Origin of the sequence: Oceanicoccus sp. KOV_DT_Chl (assembly GCF_900120175.1) — a bacterium.
Classification (GTDB): Bacteria; Pseudomonadota; Gammaproteobacteria; order Pseudomonadales; family Dasaniaceae; genus Oceanicoccus.
In genome coordinates, this window is record NZ_FQLF01000004.1 from 372,639 (window position 1) to 394,038 (window position 21,400).

Below are 21,400 nucleotides of genomic sequence, written 5' to 3' on the forward strand. Positions count from 1 at the left end.
TCAAGCATCCTGCAATTTGCCATCAACAAGCGACAACTGTCTATCCATTTGCGCAGCCAATGCCAAGTCATGAGTAACTATAATAAAACTGGTTTGTAACTGCTGGTTGAGCTCTTTCATTAAGTCATGGATAGCGTTAGCGGTATGATGATCGAGGTTACCGGTCGGCTCATCCAGCATCACGCACTGTGGCTCAGTGACTAATGCGCGGGCAATTGCAACTCGCTGGCGCTCACCACCGGAGAGTTCTCCCGGCTTATGTTCCAATCTTGCCGACAACCCTACCCGCGCCAACATCGCGCTGGCTTTTTGTTCTATCAATGAAGATTTTTCACCGCGTATCAATAGCGGAATAGCAACATTTTCCAATGCTGTGAACTCTCCCAATAGATGATGAAACTGATAAACAAAACCCAAATAGCGGTTACGTAATTCTCCTCGCTGTTTTTCCGACAGCGTACTTAAATCTTTACCGGCAACAAATACCTGACCCGTGCTGGGCAAATCCAAACCGCCCAACATATTGAGCAAGGTCGATTTACCCGCACCGGAAGCACCGACAATAGCGACGCGCTCACCGGCATTAATGTTGAGATTGATGCCCGCCAACACGTGTAAATCCTGCGGGCCTTGTCGATACGTTTTATGCAGATCTACACACTGCAATACCGCTGCTGAATTATTCAAAATATCTATCTCTTTAAAGTATGCATAACACTAACTGCTACCCATCCGTTATTCATATCTAAGGGCTTCTGCAGGATGCACTTTTGCTGCACGCGTTGCCGGATATATCGTGGCTAGAAAGCTGAGCACTAAACCACAGCCAGCAACCATTAACACATCTGACCATACCAACACAGAAGGTATCCGGCTAATAAAATACACATCCGGATTGAACACATGACCACCCAGAGTGGTTTCCAACCACACCACTACATTACCCACATTCAGCGCTAACGGTATGCCTAAGCCGATTCCAATAGCGATACCGGATAATCCAACCACCGTCCCCTGAATCATAAATATTTTTAAAATTGTGGCCGGTGATGCCCCCATGGTTCTGAGCACAGCAATGTCTGAGCGCTTGTCGGCAACCATCATGCTGAGAATGGAAACAATATTAAAAGCAGCAATAAACACGATGATCAACAGCAATAAAGCCACCATGGTTTTCTCCATCGCCACTGCTTTAAATAAGCTACCCTGGGTTTCACTCCAGGCCGTGGCCGATGAGTTTTCAGGCATCAGCTGTAAGACGTCATCCAAATAGCTATTTACCGCCATCAAGTCATCAAACTGCAGACGTAGACCTTGTACATCCGTACCCATTTGAAATAATTTCTGGCCATCAGCTAAATGAATAAATACCGTATTGCTGTCCAGCTCAGCCCCAACCTGGAACACGCCACTGACAGTAAATCGCTTCACTCGGGGGAACACACCCACCGGGGTAACCGTCACCCTTGGCAACACCACACTGACTTCATCGCCTGGGTAAAGACCCAAATAGCGCGCCAGAATATCGCCCACAACAATGCGATACTGACCGGCCACCAAATCATCCAGACTACCGTTAATCATACTGCTGGCTATTTTGGAGACTTGCTGTTCCGCTTTGGGGTTAATCGACTGTAGTTGTGCCCCCCTCACCATACCCGGCCGGCTCAGCATGACATTACCAGCGATATAAGGGGCAGCACCTTTTAGCATGGGTAATTCAGCTAATCGCTGTTGGCTGGCTGACCAATCTGACAAGCGGGTTTGCGGCCCATTCACGTAGGCGTGAGGCACCAGCGCCAGAATACGGCCGCGTAGTTCTGCCTCAAAGCCGTTCATCACCGATAACACTACCACCAATGCCATGACCCCGAGGATCATTCCCAATAGCGATATCATCGACACAAAGGAAATAAACTGGTTGCGACGCTTTGCGCGTGTATAGCGCAGACCGATAAATAGTGACAGTGGTTGATACATATTTGCGGGTTTTACCGTAACGACAAGGTCAATAAAAGCCATGGATTAATCATGGTATTTCGCCGAAGCTGTACTAAAGTTATGACAGTTTTATTAAAAAAGCAGATTAGAACACTGCTTTAACTTATTGTCAGCCTTGGAGTTTACCCCATTGCAACGTAAATCGCCTTCCCAACCCTCGATTAATGAACGCCGTGACTATTTCCGGGTAGAAGATACCGTGCTGATGCGCTACCACGCTGTTGATCAAAACAGTGCACTGGCTAATCACTTGCCACCCCAATTAAAAGACGCGCCCGGATACTCCCTGATTCGTGAGCTGCTCAGTATCGAGCAGGAACACAGTAAATTTTTGCGTGCCATTGGCGAAGAAAACCGGAGTCTTGAAGCCTATTTAAAGGGTATCAATAAAAAGCTGGATTTAATTGCGGGCAAATTAATCGAGTATGAAGAACCGGCACCCGATCAACAGCAGTACGCCATTACACTCAGCGAAGGGGGGCTATCATTCCACTCAATGACAGAGCATGCACATGATAGCTATATGGCTCTGCAGTTAACCCTATTACCCAATCACATTCCGCTTACCGTTTTCTGCCGGGTGATTAATTGCTCTCGCAACGGTGATGACTTTGTAACTGCTCTGAGTTTTGTGCAGCTGAAAGATGCAGACCGGCAAATAATTGCCAAACACATTATGCAATTACAATTAGCAGAAAGGCGGCAACAACCCAATGGCTTATAACATGCTGACAATCCCGGTACTAGCTGTAGTTTCGCTGCTATTTCCGGCACTACCGTCACAAGCTGAATCCATCCAGTTGCCCATAGCCAGCCAAGGCCAATATCTGGGAGACATTCAGCGGCCAAGGCTTGGACAATCCCGGACAGATGTTAAAACACAATTTGGCGCACCACTTGCAAGCCATGAGCCAAAAGGCGAGCCAAAAATCATCCGCTGGGACTATCAGGATTTTAGTGTTTATTTTGAGAATGAGGCGGTCATCCACAGCGTATTAAAACATCGTGCACAAAAGGATCTCCCCAAAGGTGACAGCACGACGCCATAGCGGCTAAAATCTCTGGCCATCATTAATCGCTGATTCACTGAATCCATTGACACTTTAAACTAGGCCTGTTCGAGTACTTCGCACAGGATGAGATCTATTCATGACACACCCAACACCACCCTCCACTACTACCGATGACGTCCGTATTGCAGAGCTACGCCCGCTGGTATCGCCTGCCATTTTAATGGAAGAATTACCATTAAAACCTGACGCAGCCAGCATGATTACAAACGCACGACAGGATATTGCCAATATTTTTAAAGGTAAAGATGATCGTTTGCTGGTGGTAGTTGGCCCCTGCTCAATTCATGACACCAATGCCGCACTCGACTATGCCGGCAAATTACAACAAGCCATTGAGCAACATCGCGCAGAATTATTGATTGTAATGCGGGTATATTTTGAAAAACCCCGCACCACAGTTGGCTGGAAAGGCTTGATTAACGACCCCGGTATTGATGGCAGTTTTAATATTAATCGCGGCCTGCACGTGGCACGGCAATTACTGCTTGATATTGCCGACCTCGGTATTCCAACAGGCTGTGAATTCCTGGATACAATATCCCCGCAATTTTTTGCCGATTTGGTTTCATGGGGGGCCATCGGTGCACGCACTACAGAAAGTCAAATACACCGAGAATTGGCGTCGGGCTTATCAATGCCAGTAGGGTTTAAAAACGGTACCGATGGCAGCATTCAAATTGCCATTGACGCGATTGGTGCCGCCGCTCACCCGCACCATTTTTTATCCGTCACCAAACAAGGCATCTCTGCCATCGTCACCACCAGCGGCAATCCCGATTGCCATGTGATTTTGCGCGGTTCAAACGCGGGACCCAATTACGATCCGCAGGCCATCGCTAACACTGTAGCCATACTTGATAACAATCATTTACCGCCGCATTTAGTGGTTGATTGTAGCCACGGTAATAGCAATAAAGACTTTGCTCGCCAACCGTTGGTAGCTGCGGATATCGCGGCGCAAATTAGTAACGGTAGCCATGCTATAGCCGGGGTCATGCTGGAAAGTAATTTGGTGGAAGGCAGCCAAAAAACACCTGAGGTTTATGGCAAAAGTATCACTGATGCTTGTATTTCCTGGGAGACTACCGAGGAAACGCTGAAGGTGTTAGCGAAGGCAGTCAGTGTGCGGCGTGGTGCGCACGAAAAAGATACGGATTAAGCTGGTTAATTACATGTTGACGCTCAGCCCCGATTAAAAGATTTCCTTTTTTATCTGCCCGCTGCCTGTCCATTGCTGAGCTGCTGTAATCCAATACCTTACAAACTCTGGCAAATACCTTTCGCCTCATTCTCATCAGAAAATGAGTCATAGACCGCTAAAGGATTAGGCATATTTTTAGCAAAATCAGCCATTTTTTCGGTACATTTTTTCATTTGTTGCAATAATTTGGAATCTCTTATCTCCAGGGCAAATGTCAATGCTTGCTGCTGGGCTTTACTCTCATTGCCTTGCGCACATAACTTTTTAATCTCAGCCTCCATACCGCGCGCACGCTGCTCAAGTTGCTTTAACTCTGTTTGATCAATGGATGCCATACAGCGCTGCATATCCTGCAAATTTTGCATCATCACTGCCATATCATTCGGCTGAGCCTGCACCACACTTGCCGACATTACGATAACTACAGCTGGTATCACTTTATTTATAAATCCACATTTTATGGTCATGAAAAGATCCTCTTCCATTATTGTCGAAACAGAGCCTGAATATTATGACAAAGTGGGGGCAGATGAAACTTTTCCTTCATCCGACCGCACTGCCGCCAATAAAAAAGCCGCTACAGAGCGGCTTTTTTATTGGACTGTTAACTTCAGGGTTTTGGGTTCATCGCATCGTAAGCCAGATCCGCTTTACCGATAATATCGACTTCGCGTTTCCATTCATCTTTGTTGCCGCCACAAATCATACAATCTTCTTTTAAACCCAGCGCACCCAGGCCACCACAAGAACCTTTGATCGGCTTGTTAGCTAGAATAACGCCTATTGCCATAGCTCCTACAATAAGCAGCATCAACACAAACGCTAAAATAATAGTTGCCATAATTTTCTCACTTATCTTTGCCTGCTACAGCAGGGATCAACTGAAACTATGTTACTCCAAATAAGGCTTAAAAGCATCGCTGATAATGGCATCAAAACCCTGCTCGCTTTTAACTAAAAGATATACTGCCAAACCTTGCTGTTGCGCTAACTGGAAACCTTTGTCAGGGCCCAAAACATTAATTGCCGTGGCCAATCCGTCGGCATAGGCTGCACTGTCGGCTATCACAGTCACAGACGCGAGTTTGTGGGTGATTGGGTAACCGGTAGCAGGGTCAATGGTGTGGGAGTAACGCTTTCCCTGTAATTCAAAGTAATTTCGATAATCACCGGATGTGGCAACAGCGACATTGCTAACCTTAATAGCTTTATTGGCCACCGCCATCATCGATGATTCAGGCTGTTCAATGGCAATCCTCCATGCACTATTACGAGGGCTGTTACCATGTAAGCGTAACTCACCACCCAGCTCTACCATAAAATCCGTATAGCCAGCGAAGAGTAATAATTCAGATAATTTATCAACGGCAAACCCTTTGGCTATGGCGGATAAATCCAAACGTACCGGTTTACGCTTTCTGACTTTGGAAGACTCCAAGTCAAACTCCAGCGCCTGAAAACCAACCCCCTTTAATTGGCGGTCAATACTAATCTGCGCCGGTACTGTATCAGCCCTATCAAGCCTACCTGGTCCAAAGCCCCAAAGATCGACTAATGGACCAACGGTAATATCAAAAGCGCCATTAGACAGCCAGCCCAACTCCAAACTCAACATCAACACATCAAAAAGATTAGGACTAAGTTGCACCCACTCATCCACTGCCGCCGCATTAAACTGTGACAGTTCAGAGTCATCGATATAGGTCGACATTTGTTGATTGATTAACTGTAACTGCTGATCGATTGCCTGCTGCACATCCTGTTCACTGATTGACGCTGCGGGATTGGTAAGCACGGTGATATGGTAAAACGTACCCATGGTGGAACCGGAAAACTTGCTATGTGACAGTAGCTGATCGCCGCAACCTGAAAGCAACAGATACAAAAAGAGCAGCGAAGCTGCTCTTGGTAACACTCTGGCATTGCTGATCAATTTAGAATTCATCCAACATAATATTTTCTGGCTCAACACCTAAACTGTGCAGCATGTTAATCACCGCCGAGTTCATCATTGGAGGACCACACATATAAAACTCACAATCTTCCGGTGCGGCGTGATCTTTTAAATAGTTATCATGCACAACATTGTGAATAAAGCCTGTCATCCCGGTCCAGTTATCTTCGGGCTGAGCATCACTTAAAGCCAGATGCCAACTGAAGTTAGGGAACTCAGCAGCCAGTGCATCATATTCTTCAGAATAAAACACTTCACGCAATGATCGCGCACCATACCAGAATGAAATTTTGCGGTCTGTACGTAAACGTTTTAACTGATCAAAGATATGCGAACGCATAGGTGCCATACCGGCACCGCCGCCGATAAAGACCATTTCCGCATCAGTCTCTTTTGCAAAAAATTCACCGAAGGGACCAAACACTGTGACTTTGTCGCCAGGTTTTAAACTAAACACCCATGAGGACATTTGGCCGGCAGGCAAACTTAAATTATTCGGTGGCGGCGTTGCGCAACGGATATTAAATTTAACAATGCCTTTTTCATCAGGATAGTTTGCCATCGAATAAGCGCGAATAATCGGCTCATCCACTTTGGATTCAACATCCAGAAAGCCAAACCGCTCCCAATCACCTTTGTACTCGTCACCTAAGTCGAAATCTTTGTACTTTACATGATGGGCTGGCGCTTCCAACTGAACATAACCACCAGCGCGAAAATCAACACTTTCGCCTTCCGGTAATTTTAACGTCAGCTCTTTAATAAAGGTCGCCACATTGGGATTGGATTCAACCGTACATTCCCACTGCTTAATACCGAAAACCTCTTCCGGCACTTCAATTTTCATATCCTGCTTAACCGGAGCCTGACAAGATAAACGCCAACCTTCACGAGCATCGCGGGGAGTGAAATGCGCTTCTTCAGTAGGCAACATAGAGCCGCCACCTTCACTAATGACACATTTACACTGCGCACAACTACCGCCACCACCACAAGCTGAAGCGAGATACACACCTTGTGCAGCCAGCGTGTTTAGCAACTTATCACCCGCAGGAACAGAGATTGTTTTCTGCCCATTAATTTCGATATTGACATTACCAGAGCTAACCATTCGAGCTCTAGCGACTAAAATCACTGCGACCAAAGACAACACAATAACTGTGAACATGCCTACGCCGAGGACAATTACTTGATTCATTCTTCTTAGCCTCTTATAGGTCTATGCCGCCGAAAGACATAAAGCCCAACGACATCAAGCCAACGGTGATAAAGGTAATGCCTAAACCTTGTAAACCATCAGGCACATCACTGTATTTCATTTTTTCGCGGATACCGGCCAGCGCTACAATTGCCAACGCCCACCCCACACCGGAACCGAGACCAAACACTACGGACTCACCAAAATCATAATCGCGTTCAACCATAAACAGTGACGCCCCCATGATGGCGCAGTTAACGGTAATCAATGGCAGAAACACACCCAGCGCGTTATAAAGTGCCGGTACAAATTTATCCAGAAACATCTCCAGCATTTGTACCAGAGCCGCGATAACACCTATATAACTAAGCAGGCCTAAAAAGCTTAAATCAACCGCTGCAAAATCCGCACTTAACCAGACCAATGCACCCTCTTTTAATAGATAGGTGTAGATAAGGTAGTTAACCGGTACGGTGATGGCCAGCACTACGATTACAGCAATACCTAAACCTATCGCCGCGTTCATTTTCTTGGAGAGAGCTAATAAGGTACACATACCCAGGAAAAAGCTGAGCGCCATATTGTCGATAAAGACAGAGCGCACAAACAAACTTAAAAAATGTTCCATTACACAGCCTCCTTCGCGCGAGTATTCGCTGTGATTTTAAATTCAGGCTCTTCTACCTGTTCTGTTTTCCATGCGCGCAAAGCCCAGATAAACAAACCAATCAGGAAAAATGCGCTGGGCGGCAACAACAACATGCCATTAGGCACATACCAGCCGCCATCGTTCACAAGCGGTAGAATTTCGATACCGAACAATTTACCGGAACCAAATAATTCACGGACAATCGCGATCGCTATCAAAATGGTACTGTAACCCAAGCCGTTACCGACACCATCAAAAAAGCTGGGGATCGGCGTATTTTTCATCGCAAAGGCTTCAGCACGCCCCATAACAATACAGTTAGTGATAATCAAACCAACAAATACCGATAGCTGCTTACTGATCTCGTAAAAATAGGCTTTGAGTACCTGATCCACAACAATAACCAGCGAGGCAATAATAACCATCTGTACAATAATACGGATACTTCCTGGAATCTGATTGCGTATCAATGAAATACAAAAGTTAGAGCAACCCGTTACCACGGTCACAGACAAAGCCATAACCAATGTTACTTTCAAACTGGATGTGACTGCCAGTGCTGAACAGATACCCAGCACCTGCAAGGCTATGGGGTTGTTCTTGAAAATAGGATCGATTAGAGAGTCCTTCACTTTAGACATTATCCTGCCTCCCCTGATCGTAAATTAGTAAGGAATTTCTTGAAGCCTTTATCACCCATCCAGAACTGCACCAGATTGGTGACACCACGACTGGTTAACGTTGCACCGGCTAATCCGTCTACCTGGTAATCTGCACCAGCTGCATCGGGGGCTACTGAGCCTTTTATCAGTTCGATTTCAACATCTCCGTCCTGATACACTTTTTTTCCCGGCCAGAGCGATTTCCATTTTGGGTTATCGACTTCACCACCTAGCCCAGGTGTTTCACCGTGCTCGGAAAAGCCTAAACCGGCAATGGTATTGCCATCGTTTTCCAAAGCCAAAAAGCCATGTAACGTCGACCACAAGCCATAACCACGAACAGGCAAAATAATTTTAGTTAATTCACCATCCGTTTCTACCAAATAGACAAGTGCATATTTTTCACGGCGTGAAATTTTTGCCAGATCATCTTCAGCGGTTAATCTTGCGGATAAATCAGCTTCTTTGGCTGAGCGCAGTTGATCAAAACTAGCGGCATCCACCTCATCGGTATAAACACCTTTATCCAGATCGACTACTTTTGCGGTAACCAATTCATTGAATTGTGCTTCAACATCCTGACCAGACTGCAACAAGCCAGCCGCTGCCAGAATATTGCTGTAACGGTCCAACTTCTTATTAGCTTGCTGTCGATCTTTCAGCAAGACAGCAGCACTGGCAACTACCAACGAACACACTATACATAACACCAAGGCGACAATAATGGTCCTTGAAGTCGTTTCTTTATTAGCCACGGGCGAGCCTCCGTTTAATGTTAGCTTGCACCACAAAGTGGTCGATCAAAGGTGCGAACAAGTTGGCGAACAGAATGGCCAACATCATGCCTTCAGGAAAGGCAGGATTAACCACTCGGATTAACACCACCATTATGCCTATCAACGCACCAAACCAATATTTCCCGGTGTTAGTCATAGAGGCAGACACGGGGTCTGTCGCCATAAACACCATGCCGAAAGCAAATCCACCAACCGTTAAGTGCCAGTACCAGGGCATAGCAAACATCGGGTTTGTGTCTGAACCCAGCATGTTAAATAAAGTGGTCAATGCAAACATGCCAGCAAAAACACCCAGCACAATACGCCAGGAAGCTATTCTGGTAATCATCAAACCGGCTAAACCGATGAAGATCGCCAGCGTTGAGGTTTCACCCATCGAGCCTGGAATCGTTCCAAAGAAGGTTGAATTCCAGCTAAACGCAGCTTCCAGTGCATCAACACCACCACTGGCAGCAACGGATAACGCGGTTGCCCCTGTGTGACCATCAACCGCCGTCCAAACTGCATCACCTGACATTGCTGCCGGATAAGCGAAGAACAAAAAGGCGCGACCGGTAAGAGCAGGATTGAGGAAGTTCTTACCTGTACCCCCGAACACTTCTTTACCTATTACCACACCAAAACTGATACCCAGCGCCACCATCCACAGCGGGATGGAAGGCGGACACGCCAGTGCAAATAAAATCGAGGTTACGAAAAAACCTTCGTTTACTTCGTGGCCACGCTTCATCGCGAATAACACTTCCCAAAAACCACCAACAATAAAAGTCGTTAGATAAACAGGAATGAAATACCAAAAACCGTACCAGAAATTATCCCAGATACTATTTACGTCATTACCAGCGAAGGCCATGATTAGACCGCTTCGCCAATCATCGTTCATTGCTAACTCAGTGGCCGCATGAATGGTATTAGCCTGGAACCCCACATTCCACATACCAAAAAACATAGCGGGGAAAGTACACAACCACACGGTAATCATGATCCGCTTAAGATCTACACCATCGCGAACATGCGCAGATGTTTTGGTGGTACTACCAGGAGAATAGAATATGGTATCTGCTGCTTCATACAGCGCGAACCAACTTTCGTATTTACCGCCCTTATGAAAATGCGGTTCAATATCATCAAGAAATTTGCGCAGTGCCGGGAACTTTACCGCCATGATTAACCCTCCTTCTCTATACGAGTCAGGTTATCGCGGAGTATTGGACCATACTCATACTTACCTGCACAGACATAGCTACAAAGGGCCAAGTCTTCTTCATCTAATTCAAGACAGCCCAGATCCTGAGCCATCTGGGTATCACCCACTATTAACGATCGCAGTAATTGGGTTGGCAAAATATCCAGCGGCATAACTTTCTCATAATTACCCACTGGCACCATCGCCCGCTCACTACCATTGGTAGTCGTCGTAAAGTCCATCAATTTACTTTTAGTTAATTGGGAAATGTAAATACCCAATACAGAATGCTTTTCGCGGCCAGGTGACATCCAGCCCATAAATTCGCGCTCACTGCCCTCGAGCAATACCGTTACTTGCTGGTGATAACGACCGAGATAAGCCACTGAGCCAGAAGCGGTGCGACCGCCTAAAACTGAACCGGAAATAATACGGTTGCTGCCAACCTTCATCTTACCCGCAGTCAACTCATCCAAGTTCGCACCCAGTCGTGTTCTCACTAATTCGGGACGCTCAACTTGTGGGCCTGCCAATGAAATAACACGGTCTGTATATAATTTACCTTCAACAAATAGTTTGCCAATGGCGATGACATCTTGATAGGCGATACTCCAGGCGACTTTTCTGGTACTCACTGGCGCAAGAAAATGCATGTGCGTACCAACCAAGCCAGCCGGATGTGCCCCCGCAAATTCTTCAGTAACAACTGGGGCACTGCCAGTCTCTATCGCCGCACCTGGTGCTTTAGCAACAAAGACTTTGCCATCGGTTAATTTACTCAATACCGTTAAACCATCGGCAAAAGCAGTCGCCTGTTCGGCAATAATAACGGCGGGATCAGCTGCCAACGGGTGAGTATCAATGGCGGCTACAAAAATAGCGTTGGGCGTGCTTGCAGGTGCGGGTACTCGACTATACGGGCGGGTGCGGAAGGCAGTCCACTGCCCTGAATCAACCAGCGTGGTAACGATTTGCTCACGACTCAGCTGGGTAACATCACTGACAGTGGCAAATATTTCTGACGCATCACCCTCAATATCAATAACCACCGATTGCAAAACACGCTTATCACCGCGGTTAATGGCGGCAATGGTGCCACTGGCCGGGGCCGTATATTTAACCCCTTCGGTTTTCTTATCGGTGAAAATGACCTGACCAGTCTTGACCTTATCCCCGACCTGCACTTCCATAGTTGGCTTCATACCAACATAGTCAAAGCCGATTACAGCAACTGATCGCGCTTTCACGCCGTCACTAATAACCTGCACAGGTGTACCGGAGATAGGCAAGTCCAAACCACGATTTATCTTAATCATAGATATGCCTGAAATGTTGAAAGTTAAAAAATCGGCTTTAATGGGCAAATTTAGCACTAAAAAGCACTTAAATTGATCCTTTCCCGCAAGCTGCCTCTCTAGGATAGACCATAAAAGCTGCGGCTACCGGCGGATTTATTGCTAAAGAATTTAGCCCATCAAAAAAATGGCGCAAGTATAAAGAGTGAGGCCTGTAAATACCATAGGTAGTGGCCGCATTTGTTTGATTTGTAAGAGATTTAATTCAATAAAGTGAATGCCCCGGCAATCTTGGGACAACTATATTTAAAAATAACGGCCAGTCTCAGCTTCATAGCTACCAAGGGGATTCTCAGGGTGTAAAAAAACCGCCTTGAGACGGTTTTTTATTAACGCTAACTGAACGCGTAAATACTCAGGGCTCTTTCGGATAGACCCGGTAATCAACACCCGCCATTTGCTCCAATACGCGATGGACCTGACAGCTATAGCCAAACTCATTGTCGTACCAGCAATACATAATTACCTGATTACCATTTACTACTGTTGCTTCCGAGTCATAAATACAGGCATGGCGCGAACCCACAAAATCACTGGAAACCACCTCTGGTGAATTGGAAAAATCAATCTGCTTACGCAATGGCGAATGCAGCGCCACCTGCCGCATATAATCATTAACCTCTTCTACGGTAGTAGATTTCTCCAGTGTTAATTTCAAAATCGCCATAGACACATTCGGCGTAGGTACACGAATCGCGTTGCCTGTTAACTTCCCCTTCATAACGGGCAACACTTTAGCTACCGCTTTGGCAGCACCCGTTGAAGTAATAACCATATTCAATGGCGCTGAACGACCACGGCGATCTGCCTTATGGTAATTATCAATCAGGTTTTGGTCATTGGTATAGGCGTGAACAGTTTCGATGTGCCCGGAGACAATGCCAAACTTATCGTTCATGGCTTTTAAGGGTGGGGCAATAGCATTAGTCGTACAACTCGCTGCAGAAATAATGCGATCTTCAGGGCGGATATCGCTGTTATTAATGCCATGCACAATATTAGGGATATCGCTCCCAGGCGCGGTCAGAATAACTTTCGAAACACCAGGACGAAGATGCCGCGACAAGCCCGCCGCATCTTTAAACATACCGGTGTTATCAATCACGATGGCATTGTTAATACCGTATTCGGTGTAATCCACTTCCTCGGGGAGCCGGCATAAATGACTTTGACTTCATTGCCGTTAGCAACAAATGAACTGCGCTCTTCATCAACACGAATGGTGCCTTTGAAAGGGCCATGGATAGAATCGCGACGCAGTAAACTGGCGCGCTTAACCAAATCATTAGCGGCACCACCACGACGTACAACGATAGCCTTTAAACGCAGATTATCGCCGCCACCAGTTTTCTCAATCAGCAATCTGGCCATCAACCGGCCAATACGACCAAAACCATACAGCACAACATCTTGTGATGGTCGCGCCGGGGTTTTATCGTCAATTAATTCTTTAACCTGTGATTTAACGAAATCCTCAACACTGATACCTTGCTCTCTAGGGCCCTCTTCATACATTACCGCTATACGGCCAGCGTCAATATGAGCAATCCCCAAGTTGAGGTCTGACAAGGCTTTAATCACTGGAAATGTTTCAAACTCTGAAAGTTCATTGCCCTCAACCACCCGGACCGCGCGGTGCGCCTGCATGATTTCCAAAACCGATAGATTGACTAGATTTTGACCATAGATATAGGTTTTAACCCTGCCACGATACAACTTACCAACTAATGGAATCATTCCTTCGGCTAGCGCTTCGCGCTCTTTCCAGTCTTCAAAGTAATCATCAGGGCGTTTACGGTTGCTGCTATCAGTACTCACTGTCGTATACCTATGTTGGTGTATTTATGTTGGATGTATTTAATGTTCTTAAGGACATCTTATTCGGCCAAATATCTAACCACTTCTTTAGTCCCGACCCCGAAAAACGAGCCAGCAAAAAAGGGGCGTATTATGTTCATTCACCGAGCCAAGTTCAACTACTGGTCAACCAATTACGGGCAAATTGCCGTAAAAAATGAGCTGCACCCAAGATCCTGACACGTTTCCTAAAAAGCAGTCGCACAATGCCGGTGTAAAAGCCCCCTTGGCAAGCTACAATAGCGCCGCCTATTTTTGTCGGCCTATAGCCGGCTTTTAAATACATCGTTAATCACTAAGTAATACTATGACCAAGCTTGCTTTGCTCTCCCCTCTTCCTGCAACTACTGGCAGCGATCGTCATCGCTGGGGGAGTCTCTACGGCAGTGCTCCGAGCTTGGCCATTGCCAATCAGGCGCAATCATCCAGGCAACTCACGCTGGTCATTTGTAACGACACCGCCAGCGCACTCAGACTGGAACAGGAATTGGCATTTTTTGCGAGTGACCTGGATATTCTTCATTTCCCTGACTGGGAAACACTGCCTTACGATAATTTCTCACCGCATCAGGATATTATTTCTGAGCGACTCACCACTTTACATCGATTATCACAACTGGAACACGGTATTCTGGTTGTTCCAATTTCAACCTTGATGCATCGACTGCTTCCTAGTGATTATTTGCATGCCCATAGCTTGGCCATTAATGTCGGCCAGCAATTTAATATCGACAGCATGCGTCTGCAACTGGAAGCCAACGGCTACCGCTGTGTGAATACAGTTTATGAACACGGTGAGTTTGCCCTGCGCGGTTCGATCATGGATATTTTTCCTATGGGGAGTCCGCACCCTTTCCGGATTGATTTACTTGATGATGAAATAGATACGCTACGCACCTTTGACCCCGAAACCCAACGCACCGTCGAACAAGTACAACAAATCAGCCTGCTGCCCGGCAAAGAATTCCCATTGGATGAAGCCGGTATCAAACGCTTTCGTGATCAATGGCATCAACAGTTTGATGTCGATCACCGGCGCTGCCCGATTTATCAGGATGTCAGCGAGGGTATTGCGCCAGCGGGTATCGAATATTATTTGCCCTTATTTTTTCAACAAACCAGCACCTTATTTGATTATTTACCCGCTACCACGATGGTGACCTGCACCGAAGGGTTGGAAGCTGCTGCTGATCAATTCTGGCGCGACCTGCATCAACGTTTTGAAGATCGCAATATTGATCCACAACGACCACTGTTAAATCCCAGCCAATTATTTATTGCAACCGAGCAACTATTTGCTGCGCTCAAACAATATCCACGAATTATTTTACATCGCGATGCACTGGAAGCCAAAGCTGGCAATTACAATTTTGATAGCCAGCCGCCGCCGTTCCTAAGCATTAACGCACAAGCAGAAAATCCGTTAATCGAACTGGAAAGTTTGATAGCAAATGCTGACGCTCGCATCTTATTTTGTGCCGAAAGTGCCGGCAGAAGAGAATCGTTGCTGGAGCTTTTACAGCGGCACAATATCAAACCAGCTCTGTTTAATAGCTGGCAGCAGTTTATAGCCAGTGATGAAATGCTAGGTATTACCGTAGGGCCATTAGAGTCAGGCTTAAAGCTCGATAATATTTTACTGATTGCTGAGCCACAGCTATTTGGCCAGCGTGTGATGCAAAGTCGTCGCCGTCGCAAAATGCAGGACAACAGCGATGCAGTCATCAAAAACCTCACCGAATTACGATTGGGCGCTCCAGTTGTACATATTGACCACGGCGTTGGACGCTATCGCGGTTTACAAAGTATTGGCATTGACGGTGAAGAGACTGAATTCCTGACACTGGAATATGCAGACGGCGCAAAATTGTACGTCCCCGTCGCCTCACTCCATTTAATCAGTCGCTATAGTGGCGCCGATGAAGAGATGGCACCACTGCATCGCTTGGGAAGCGACAAGTGGCAAAAAGCCAAACGTAAAGCCGCAGAAAAAATACGCGATGTAGCCGCCGAGCTACTGGATATCTATGCACGCAGGGCCGCCAGACCCGGGCAAAAACTGGTGGTTCCCGAGCAAGCCTATCAAAAGTTTGCCGCGGGCTTTCCCTTTGAAGAAACGCCGGATCAAGAAACAGCTATCACTGCAGTACTGGCAGACATGCAAAACACAACAGCAACGGATCGCCTGGTCTGTGGCGATGTGGGTTTTGGTAAAACGGAAGTTGCCATGCGCGCGGCATTTGTTGCCGCACACAACAGCAAACAAGTCGCTATTTTAGTACCCACAACATTACTGGCTCAGCAGCACTATGAATCCTTTAAGGATCGATTTGCTGACTGGCCGGTAACTATTGATGTGCTATCCCGCTTTCGGTCAGTCAAAGAACAGGAGCAAATACTTGCTAAAGTGGCCAGCGGTAAAGTAGATATTTTAATCGGCACCCACAAACTGCTGCAAAAAGATGTAAAGTACCATGATCTCGGCTTATTAATTATCGATGAAGAGCACCGCTTCGGAGTACGCCAAAAAGAACAGCTAAAGTCCCTGCGCGCCGAAGTCGACATTCTCACCTTAACCGCAACACCTATCCCCAGAACGCTAAACATGGCAATGTCGGGAATGCGCGACTTATCCATTATTGCCACCCCACCGGCCAGACGACTCTCGGTCAAAACCTTTGTTCGAGAGTGGGATAATGGTGTAATAAAAGAAGCCATACTGCGAGAAATATTGCGCGGCGGTCAGGTGTATTACCTGCACAATGAGGTTAAAACTATCGAGCAGTCTGCTCGGGAACTAAAAGCGTTAATACCCGAATTACGTATTGGCATCGGTCACGGGCAAATGCCGGAGCGGCAACTTGAGCAAGTGATGTCGGATTTTTATCACAAACGTTTTAACCTATTGTTATGTACCACCATCATTGAAACCGGTATCGATATCCCTAGCGCCAACACCATCATTATCGACCGCGCTGATAAATTTGGCTTAGCGCAATTACACCAATTGCGTGGACGCGTCGGCCGCTCTCACCATCAAGCCTATGCCTACCTGCTTACACCCGGCGTAAAGAACATGACTCGTGATGCGGAAAAACGCCTGGAGGCCATCAGTCAGGCGGAAGATTTAGGCTCGGGATTCACCCTGGCTACTCACGACCTGGAAATACGTGGTGCGGGAGAACTATTAGGCGATGACCAAAGCGGGCAAATTCATAGCATCGGCTTTACCCTCTATATGGAAATGCTCGAACGCGCAGTTAACGCAATCAAACAAGGTAAAACGATCGATCTGGAACAATCATTTGATACCAGTAGTGAAGTTAACCTGCGCTTACCCGCGCTAATCCCCGACGACTACTTACCCGATGTACACACACGGCTGATTCTTTATAAGCGCATCGCCAGCGCTGAAAACAACAACGATTTACGTGAGCTACAAGTTGAAATGATCGACCGCTTCGGCTTGTTACCGGACCCGGTGAAAAATTTGTTTCGCGCCACACAAATTAAACTGCAAGCACAGCAGATCGGGATCAAGAAAGTAGAAGCATCGGCCGCAGGCGGCAAGTTAGAATTCGCCGACAATACCCAGGTTGAACCCATTGCGCTGGTAAAGCTGGTACAAACACAATCAAAAACCTATCAACTGGCCGGCGCTACCGCCTTGAAATTTAGTGAAGCCCTGGAAGATAGAGAACTACGCTTTAGTTTTGTTGAGGACTTAATCAACAAGCTGACGCCGGTTGACCCACTAATTCAGTCGCAAAACTAGCCTGTGATAACCAGAGTACATTACACTTAGCCCATGAAAACAATATCCTACATAGTTTTGGTAATCTCGTTTCTCGGTAATGCCTTGAGCATACAGGCACAGCCATCTGTGGAAGTCGACATCCCCAAGTGGTATCAGATTGAGGTGCTGATCTTTGCGTATCAACGGGACAACAGCCAGCAAGAACTATGGCCACAGGAGCTTGGGCTAAAATACCCGCAGCGTATTCTGCAACTTAAACAAGCCACTGCCAATCAGGTCATCATTAATGAACCAATACCGCCTATGGTGTCTGTTTTTGATAGGACCTTCAGTGAAGATACTACGCCAGCAGATGCAACTATCACTGAAAGCGACGTGCCAGCAAACGAGCCTGTGGTCGACAACAACAAACAGCTCTTAAATGATAGTGAGTCGACAGTTTTACCGGTGATGACGGTCGAACTGGAGGAACAGCCTTTTACTCTGCTAGCTAAAGAGGAAATGACCTTTCAAACTATTGCTAAGCGGCTGGCAGCCCAGCGCAATATTCGTCAGCTATTTCATGCGGCCTGGCGACAACCCATTCGTGAACGTGACACAGCAGAAAGTATTTTAATACGTGGCGGCGATCAATATGATAATCACTTTGAACTGGAAGGCTCCCTTAGCATTGGCCTGGAACGCTATCTGCATATTAGTACTGATTTATGGCTGAGCAACTTTGTCAGCAATGCCGGTTTGGATAAAACCCCTTGGCCTGTATTACCGCCGATACCAATAACATCCAAAGCCGTTACGTCTTCGCTAACGCCCTCGGGCGACCCATTTCTCAATAGCGCGCAAAATAATTTATTTAGCGATCAAACCTTTAGCTTTGATAATCCCTTTATCGATACCGCCGGTAATCTGTTTTCAGTAGCAGAAACTATTACGCTGCGTCAGGAACGTCGCATGCGTAGCCAAGAGCTGCATTATATCGATCACCCACTAATGGGTTTACTGGTGCGAATTACACCCTACGAAAAACCCTTATCAGCAGAAACGCCGCTACCCACTACCAATATCAGCGAGCAGCAAAATTAAACCGCTGCCAACAGCGCCCTTACCTGCCCATGCCTGACGCTATCACCCGATGAATATCATCCATAGTGATTAGGGTTGAACTGCGTCCAGCGGCAGGATTAACCACCAGACAAATACTGGCATAATCGATACCTAACTCTCTGGCCAACACCGCCTCCGGCATTGCTGTCATCCCGACAATATCGCAACCATCTCGCTCCAGGCGATTAATTTCCGCGGCTGTTTCCAGGCGCGGGCCCTGGGTGACCGCATAAACCGCTTTATCGCTTACCGCCAAACCAATATGTTCAGCTGCAGATAGCAATGCCTGACGCAATGACGCTGAATAAGGGTAACTAAAGTCCACATGCTCCAGCGCAGCCGCTTGATCACCAATGGCAACACCATCAAAAAAAGTATGCTCACGGTCGTAACTGTAATCCACAAGCTGATCCGGAATAACTATGGCTCCCGCAGGCATCGATGGATGAATACCACCCACCGCATTAACCGCAAGCACCCTATCCACCCCTAACTGCTTTAACGCCCACAGGTTGGCTCGATAATTGACTTTATGTGGCGGAATTCGATGCGGACTACCGTGACGCGCAAGAAAAACTACATCACGACCATTTAGCTGGGTTTGAATAATGGCTGCAGACGTTTCGCCATAAGGGGTAAGCCGCTCGCCTACGGTTGCGCCCTGTTGAAAGTCGTTAAGACCGGTACCACCAATAATCGCCAACATTCAGATTAACCTTTCATTCAACTGTAATTTAATCCCAACGGCACACGATTATATTGCGCCACAATCGCTTTCATCCAGGCTGACTATTGAGAGGAAGCTAAATGGATAGCATCTGGTACTTTTAGAGTTGTTGTTGGATAGGCCACATCAGCTTCGTGATGAAAGATGATATCCAGTATTTCTAACAACACCCGCTGTTTTACTTGGTGGTACTCCACCCAATTGGTTGTCTTGGTAAAAGTGTAAATAAAGAACTCCAATGAAGAGGGGGCGAAGCTATTAAAATTTACGATCAAGGTTTGCTCATGATCAATATCTTCATGCTGTTCTAATAACGTTTTAACATCGGCAACAATGGCTTTTACTTTGCTGGCATCGTCATAGCGCACACCGATCTTTTCATAAATACGGCGATTATGCATACGCGAAGGGTTTTCAACAGAAATATGACTAAATACTGAATTCGGCACATACAAGGGCCGCTTATCAAAGGTTCTGATTCTGGTCTGACGCCAGCCAATATGTTCGACCGTGCCCTCAATTTCCTTATCCGGAGAACGCACCCAATCACCAACCGCAAACGGCCGATCAAGATAGACCATTAACCCACCAAAAAAGTTGGCCAGTAAATCCTTGGCAGCAAAACCAACGGCGATACCGCCTACCCCACCAAAGGCGAGGACACCTGATACGCTGTAACCCATGGTTTGCAGTATCACCAATGCAGATGTAATGACTACAGCAGCGCGCACTAATTTCCCCAGTGCAAGTACCGTGGTTTCATCCACCGGTTCATCGTATTCAGAGGAGATTAAACGCCTTTCAACCTGGTAAATTACCCGAATTAAAAACCACGCTAATAATGCCACCACTAACAAAGAGCGAACATTGCCGAACATCTGAAACACAACGGCATCAGAGCTGTCGATCAACACCTGAGCGACCAAACTAAAACCGAATAACCACACCATAAATCCTGCAGGCTTTTTGGCCGCTTCGAGCAAAGCATCGTCCCACAGGTTGTGGGTCTTATTAAGTTGAACGTCTAACTTCTTAAAAGCCAACCCCAGCAGATAATGAGCAAGCAGGGTTGCCAAAACCAGACTAAAAACCTCCCACAACCAGGGATAAGCGGATATATCAACGCCAAAATACGTTTGACCTGCCAACGACTCACTCATATTACGCTTCTCTAAAATGCTAATTGGTCACCCTCTGTCGATAGGCGCCATGAATTACACTCATTTTGAACTGAACAAGCCATAAGTTATACAAATTTATCTCGAACAACCCAATTCTTATATTAAAACCCTATAAAAAACCCTTTATAAAACATGGACTGCAATTTTACAAATCATAAGCTATTGAAACGCTGGAATATTTCATAACAGTAAAAAATATCGATCACTAATACGACTTAATAACAATTAAAACTACGAGGCTGGACAGCAGGTTTTTACGTGTTATTTTGAACTTAAGCGATTAATAAATAGGGGCGTTGTAATGAAGAGCACTATTCCACAAATCGGTAATTGGTATAGAGAAATTCAGCAAGGTTTAATGTTCGAAGTGGTTGCAGTTGACGACAGCGCACAAACGATTGAAACCCAATTTATCGATGGTGCTATCACGGAATTTGACTTTGATAGCTGGCGTGAAATGCTATTGGAAGAAGTCGAAGAACCCGAAGATTGGCGCAATGCTTATGAGCTCAGCAGCGAAGATTACGCCAACGCCGATGATACTTTTTATCCGGAAGACTGGAGCGGACCACTGGAAATGATCGAAACAGACATCGTTAATGGTATGTACGACGATTTCTAATAGACCCGCACCTAAATAATGCATCAATCCAGGCGCTGCTGACCAGCGCACAGTGCTAGCCATCTCACCTCTTAAT

General features: G+C 46.4%; 19 protein-coding genes and 1 pseudogene. 6 read left to right on the forward strand and 14 right to left on the reverse strand.

What is annotated here, in order from left to right; genetic code table 11:
* Together lolD and UNITIG_RS17200 are read right to left on the reverse strand one after the other, a co-directional pair.
* Window positions 1–687 carry a lipoprotein-releasing ABC transporter ATP-binding protein LolD gene (gene lolD / locus UNITIG_RS17195; RefSeq protein ID WP_369809214.1) on the reverse strand — a complete coding sequence of 229 codons (687 nt, stop codon included), beginning with the start codon at window positions 685–687 and terminating at the stop codon, window positions 1–3.
* Between the two features lie 48 nt (window positions 688–735).
* Window positions 736–2,022, reverse strand: a complete 1,287-nt coding sequence (locus UNITIG_RS17200; RefSeq protein ID WP_235015468.1) for a lipoprotein-releasing ABC transporter permease subunit — start codon at window positions 2,020–2,022, stop codon at window positions 736–738.
* Between the two features lie 109 nt (window positions 2,023–2,131).
* On the opposite strand from UNITIG_RS17200, the gene UNITIG_RS17205 reads away from it, so the two are divergent.
* From UNITIG_RS17205 to UNITIG_RS17215, 3 genes are all read left to right on the forward strand, one after another.
* Window positions 2,132–2,725: a PilZ domain-containing protein gene (locus UNITIG_RS17205; protein ID WP_145999210.1), complete on the forward strand. Its 594-nt coding sequence runs from the start codon at window positions 2,132–2,134 to the stop codon at window positions 2,723–2,725.
* Window positions 2,715–3,050 (forward strand): phosphodiesterase, encoded by a 336-nt coding sequence (locus UNITIG_RS17210; protein WP_101759596.1) that lies wholly within the window; start codon window positions 2,715–2,717, stop codon window positions 3,048–3,050. The genes UNITIG_RS17205 and UNITIG_RS17210 overlap by 11 nt, the downstream gene beginning before the upstream one ends.
* 100 nt (window positions 3,051–3,150) lie before the next feature.
* Window positions 3,151–4,233 carry a 3-deoxy-7-phosphoheptulonate synthase gene (locus UNITIG_RS17215; RefSeq protein WP_101759597.1) on the forward strand — a complete coding sequence of 361 codons (1,083 nt, stop codon included), beginning with the start codon at window positions 3,151–3,153 and terminating at the stop codon, window positions 4,231–4,233.
* Between the two features lie 98 nt (window positions 4,234–4,331).
* Here UNITIG_RS17215 and UNITIG_RS17220 read toward each other — a convergent pair whose 3' ends face one another.
* The 10 genes and pseudogenes from UNITIG_RS17220 to UNITIG_RS17265 all read right to left on the reverse strand — a co-directional run bounded on the left by UNITIG_RS17220 (window position 4,332) and on the right by UNITIG_RS17265 (window position 13,813).
* Complete coding sequence (locus UNITIG_RS17220) at window positions 4,332–4,742, reverse strand: hypothetical protein (RefSeq protein ID WP_101759598.1); 411 nt, start codon at window positions 4,740–4,742, stop codon at window positions 4,332–4,334.
* Window positions 4,743–4,885: 143 nt separating this feature from the next.
* Entirely contained in the window at window positions 4,886–5,116 is a 231-nt protein-coding gene (nqrM, locus tag UNITIG_RS17225; protein ID WP_101759599.1) for a (Na+)-NQR maturation NqrM, read from the reverse strand.
* Window positions 5,117–5,167: 51 nt separating this feature from the next.
* Window positions 5,168–6,220 (reverse strand): FAD:protein FMN transferase, encoded by a 1,053-nt coding sequence (locus tag UNITIG_RS17230; protein WP_101759600.1) that lies wholly within the window; start codon window positions 6,218–6,220, stop codon window positions 5,168–5,170.
* Window positions 6,210–7,427 carry an NADH:ubiquinone reductase (Na(+)-transporting) subunit F gene (nqrF, locus tag UNITIG_RS17235; protein WP_101759601.1) on the reverse strand — a complete coding sequence of 406 codons (1,218 nt, stop codon included), beginning with the start codon at window positions 7,425–7,427 and terminating at the stop codon, window positions 6,210–6,212. The genes UNITIG_RS17230 and nqrF overlap by 11 nt, the downstream gene beginning before the upstream one ends.
* Window positions 7,428–7,440: 13 nt before the next feature.
* Window positions 7,441–8,055, reverse strand: a complete 615-nt coding sequence (nqrE, locus tag UNITIG_RS17240; RefSeq protein WP_101759602.1) for an NADH:ubiquinone reductase (Na(+)-transporting) subunit E — start codon at window positions 8,053–8,055, stop codon at window positions 7,441–7,443.
* Window positions 8,055–8,717 (reverse strand): NADH:ubiquinone reductase (Na(+)-transporting) subunit D, encoded by a 663-nt coding sequence (locus tag UNITIG_RS17245; protein WP_101759603.1) that lies wholly within the window; start codon window positions 8,715–8,717, stop codon window positions 8,055–8,057. Before UNITIG_RS17245 ends, nqrE begins: the two co-directional genes overlap by 1 nt.
* Window positions 8,717–9,493, reverse strand: a complete 777-nt coding sequence (locus UNITIG_RS17250) for a Na(+)-translocating NADH-quinone reductase subunit C (protein ID WP_101759604.1) — start codon at window positions 9,491–9,493, stop codon at window positions 8,717–8,719. The genes UNITIG_RS17245 and UNITIG_RS17250 overlap by 1 nt, the downstream gene beginning before the upstream one ends.
* Window positions 9,486–10,700, reverse strand: a complete 1,215-nt coding sequence (locus UNITIG_RS17255) for an NADH:ubiquinone reductase (Na(+)-transporting) subunit B (protein WP_101759605.1) — start codon at window positions 10,698–10,700, stop codon at window positions 9,486–9,488. The genes UNITIG_RS17250 and UNITIG_RS17255 overlap by 8 nt, the downstream gene beginning before the upstream one ends.
* 2 nt (window positions 10,701–10,702) lie before the next feature.
* Complete coding sequence (locus UNITIG_RS17260) at window positions 10,703–12,037, reverse strand: Na(+)-translocating NADH-quinone reductase subunit A (RefSeq protein WP_101759637.1); 1,335 nt, start codon at window positions 12,035–12,037, stop codon at window positions 10,703–10,705.
* A gap of 394 nt (window positions 12,038–12,431) precedes the next feature.
* A pseudogene (locus tag UNITIG_RS17265) lies at window positions 12,432–13,813 on the reverse strand (glyceraldehyde-3-phosphate dehydrogenase).
* Window positions 13,814–14,240: 427 nt separating this feature from the next.
* Here UNITIG_RS17265 and mfd point away from each other — a divergent pair.
* Complete coding sequence (gene mfd / locus UNITIG_RS17270; protein WP_101759606.1) at window positions 14,241–17,708, forward strand: transcription-repair coupling factor; 3,468 nt, start codon at window positions 14,241–14,243, stop codon at window positions 17,706–17,708.
* Between the two features lie 84 nt (window positions 17,709–17,792).
* Window positions 17,793–18,773: a CsiV family protein gene (locus UNITIG_RS17275; protein ID WP_159931196.1), complete on the forward strand. Its 981-nt coding sequence runs from the start codon at window positions 17,793–17,795 to the stop codon at window positions 18,771–18,773.
* A 19-nt stretch (window positions 18,774–18,792) separates the two neighbouring features.
* Here the strand turns inward: UNITIG_RS17275 and UNITIG_RS17280 are convergent, their stop codons facing one another.
* Window positions 18,793–19,500, reverse strand: coding sequence for an S-methyl-5'-thioinosine phosphorylase (locus UNITIG_RS17280; protein ID WP_101759608.1), 708 nt, complete (start codon window positions 19,498–19,500; stop codon window positions 18,793–18,795).
* Window positions 19,501–19,583: 83 nt separating this feature from the next.
* Entirely contained in the window at window positions 19,584–20,681 is a 1,098-nt protein-coding gene (locus UNITIG_RS17285; RefSeq protein WP_101759609.1) for a mechanosensitive ion channel family protein, read from the reverse strand.
* A gap of 322 nt (window positions 20,682–21,003) precedes the next feature.
* On the opposite strand from UNITIG_RS17285, the gene UNITIG_RS17290 reads away from it, so the two are divergent.
* On the forward strand, window positions 21,004–21,324 hold the full coding sequence (locus UNITIG_RS17290; RefSeq protein WP_101759610.1) for a DUF6763 family protein: 321 nt from the start codon (window positions 21,004–21,006) through the stop codon (window positions 21,322–21,324).
* The last annotated feature ends 76 nt before the right edge of the window (window positions 21,325–21,400 follow it).

Bases quoted from the DNA above. Each gene is read 5' to 3' on its own strand.
- UNITIG_RS17200 (WP_235015468.1), bottom strand. From the start codon at position 2,022: ATGGCTTTTATTGACCTTGTCGTTACGGTAAAACCCGCAAATATGTAT.
- UNITIG_RS17210 (WP_101759596.1), top strand. From the start codon at position 2,715: ATGGCTTATAACATGCTGACAATCCCGGTACTAGCTGTAGTTTCGCTG.
- UNITIG_RS17215 (WP_101759597.1), top strand. From the start codon at position 3,151: ATGACACACCCAACACCACCCTCCACTACTACCGATGACGTCCGTATT.
- UNITIG_RS17220 (WP_101759598.1), bottom strand. From the start codon at position 4,742: ATGACCATAAAATGTGGATTTATAAATAAAGTGATACCAGCTGTAGTT.
- nqrM (WP_101759599.1), bottom strand. From the start codon at position 5,116: ATGGCAACTATTATTTTAGCGTTTGTGTTGATGCTGCTTATTGTAGGA.
- UNITIG_RS17230 (WP_101759600.1), bottom strand. From the start codon at position 6,220: ATGAATTCTAAATTGATCAGCAATGCCAGAGTGTTACCAAGAGCAGCT.
- nqrF (WP_101759601.1), bottom strand. From the start codon at position 7,427: ATGAATCAAGTAATTGTCCTCGGCGTAGGCATGTTCACAGTTATTGTG.
- nqrE (WP_101759602.1), bottom strand. From the start codon at position 8,055: ATGGAACATTTTTTAAGTTTGTTTGTGCGCTCTGTCTTTATCGACAAT.
- UNITIG_RS17245 (WP_101759603.1), bottom strand. From the start codon at position 8,717: ATGTCTAAAGTGAAGGACTCTCTAATCGATCCTATTTTCAAGAACAAC.
- UNITIG_RS17255 (WP_101759605.1), bottom strand. From the start codon at position 10,700: ATGGCGGTAAAGTTCCCGGCACTGCGCAAATTTCTTGATGATATTGAA.
- UNITIG_RS17260 (WP_101759637.1), bottom strand. From the start codon at position 12,037: ATGATTAAGATAAATCGTGGTTTGGACTTGCCTATCTCCGGTACACCT.
- mfd (WP_101759606.1), top strand. From the start codon at position 14,241: ATGACCAAGCTTGCTTTGCTCTCCCCTCTTCCTGCAACTACTGGCAGC.
- UNITIG_RS17280 (WP_101759608.1), bottom strand. From the start codon at position 19,500: ATGTTGGCGATTATTGGTGGTACCGGTCTTAACGACTTTCAACAGGGC.
- UNITIG_RS17285 (WP_101759609.1), bottom strand. From the start codon at position 20,681: ATGAGTGAGTCGTTGGCAGGTCAAACGTATTTTGGCGTTGATATATCC.
- UNITIG_RS17290 (WP_101759610.1), top strand. From the start codon at position 21,004: ATGAAGAGCACTATTCCACAAATCGGTAATTGGTATAGAGAAATTCAG.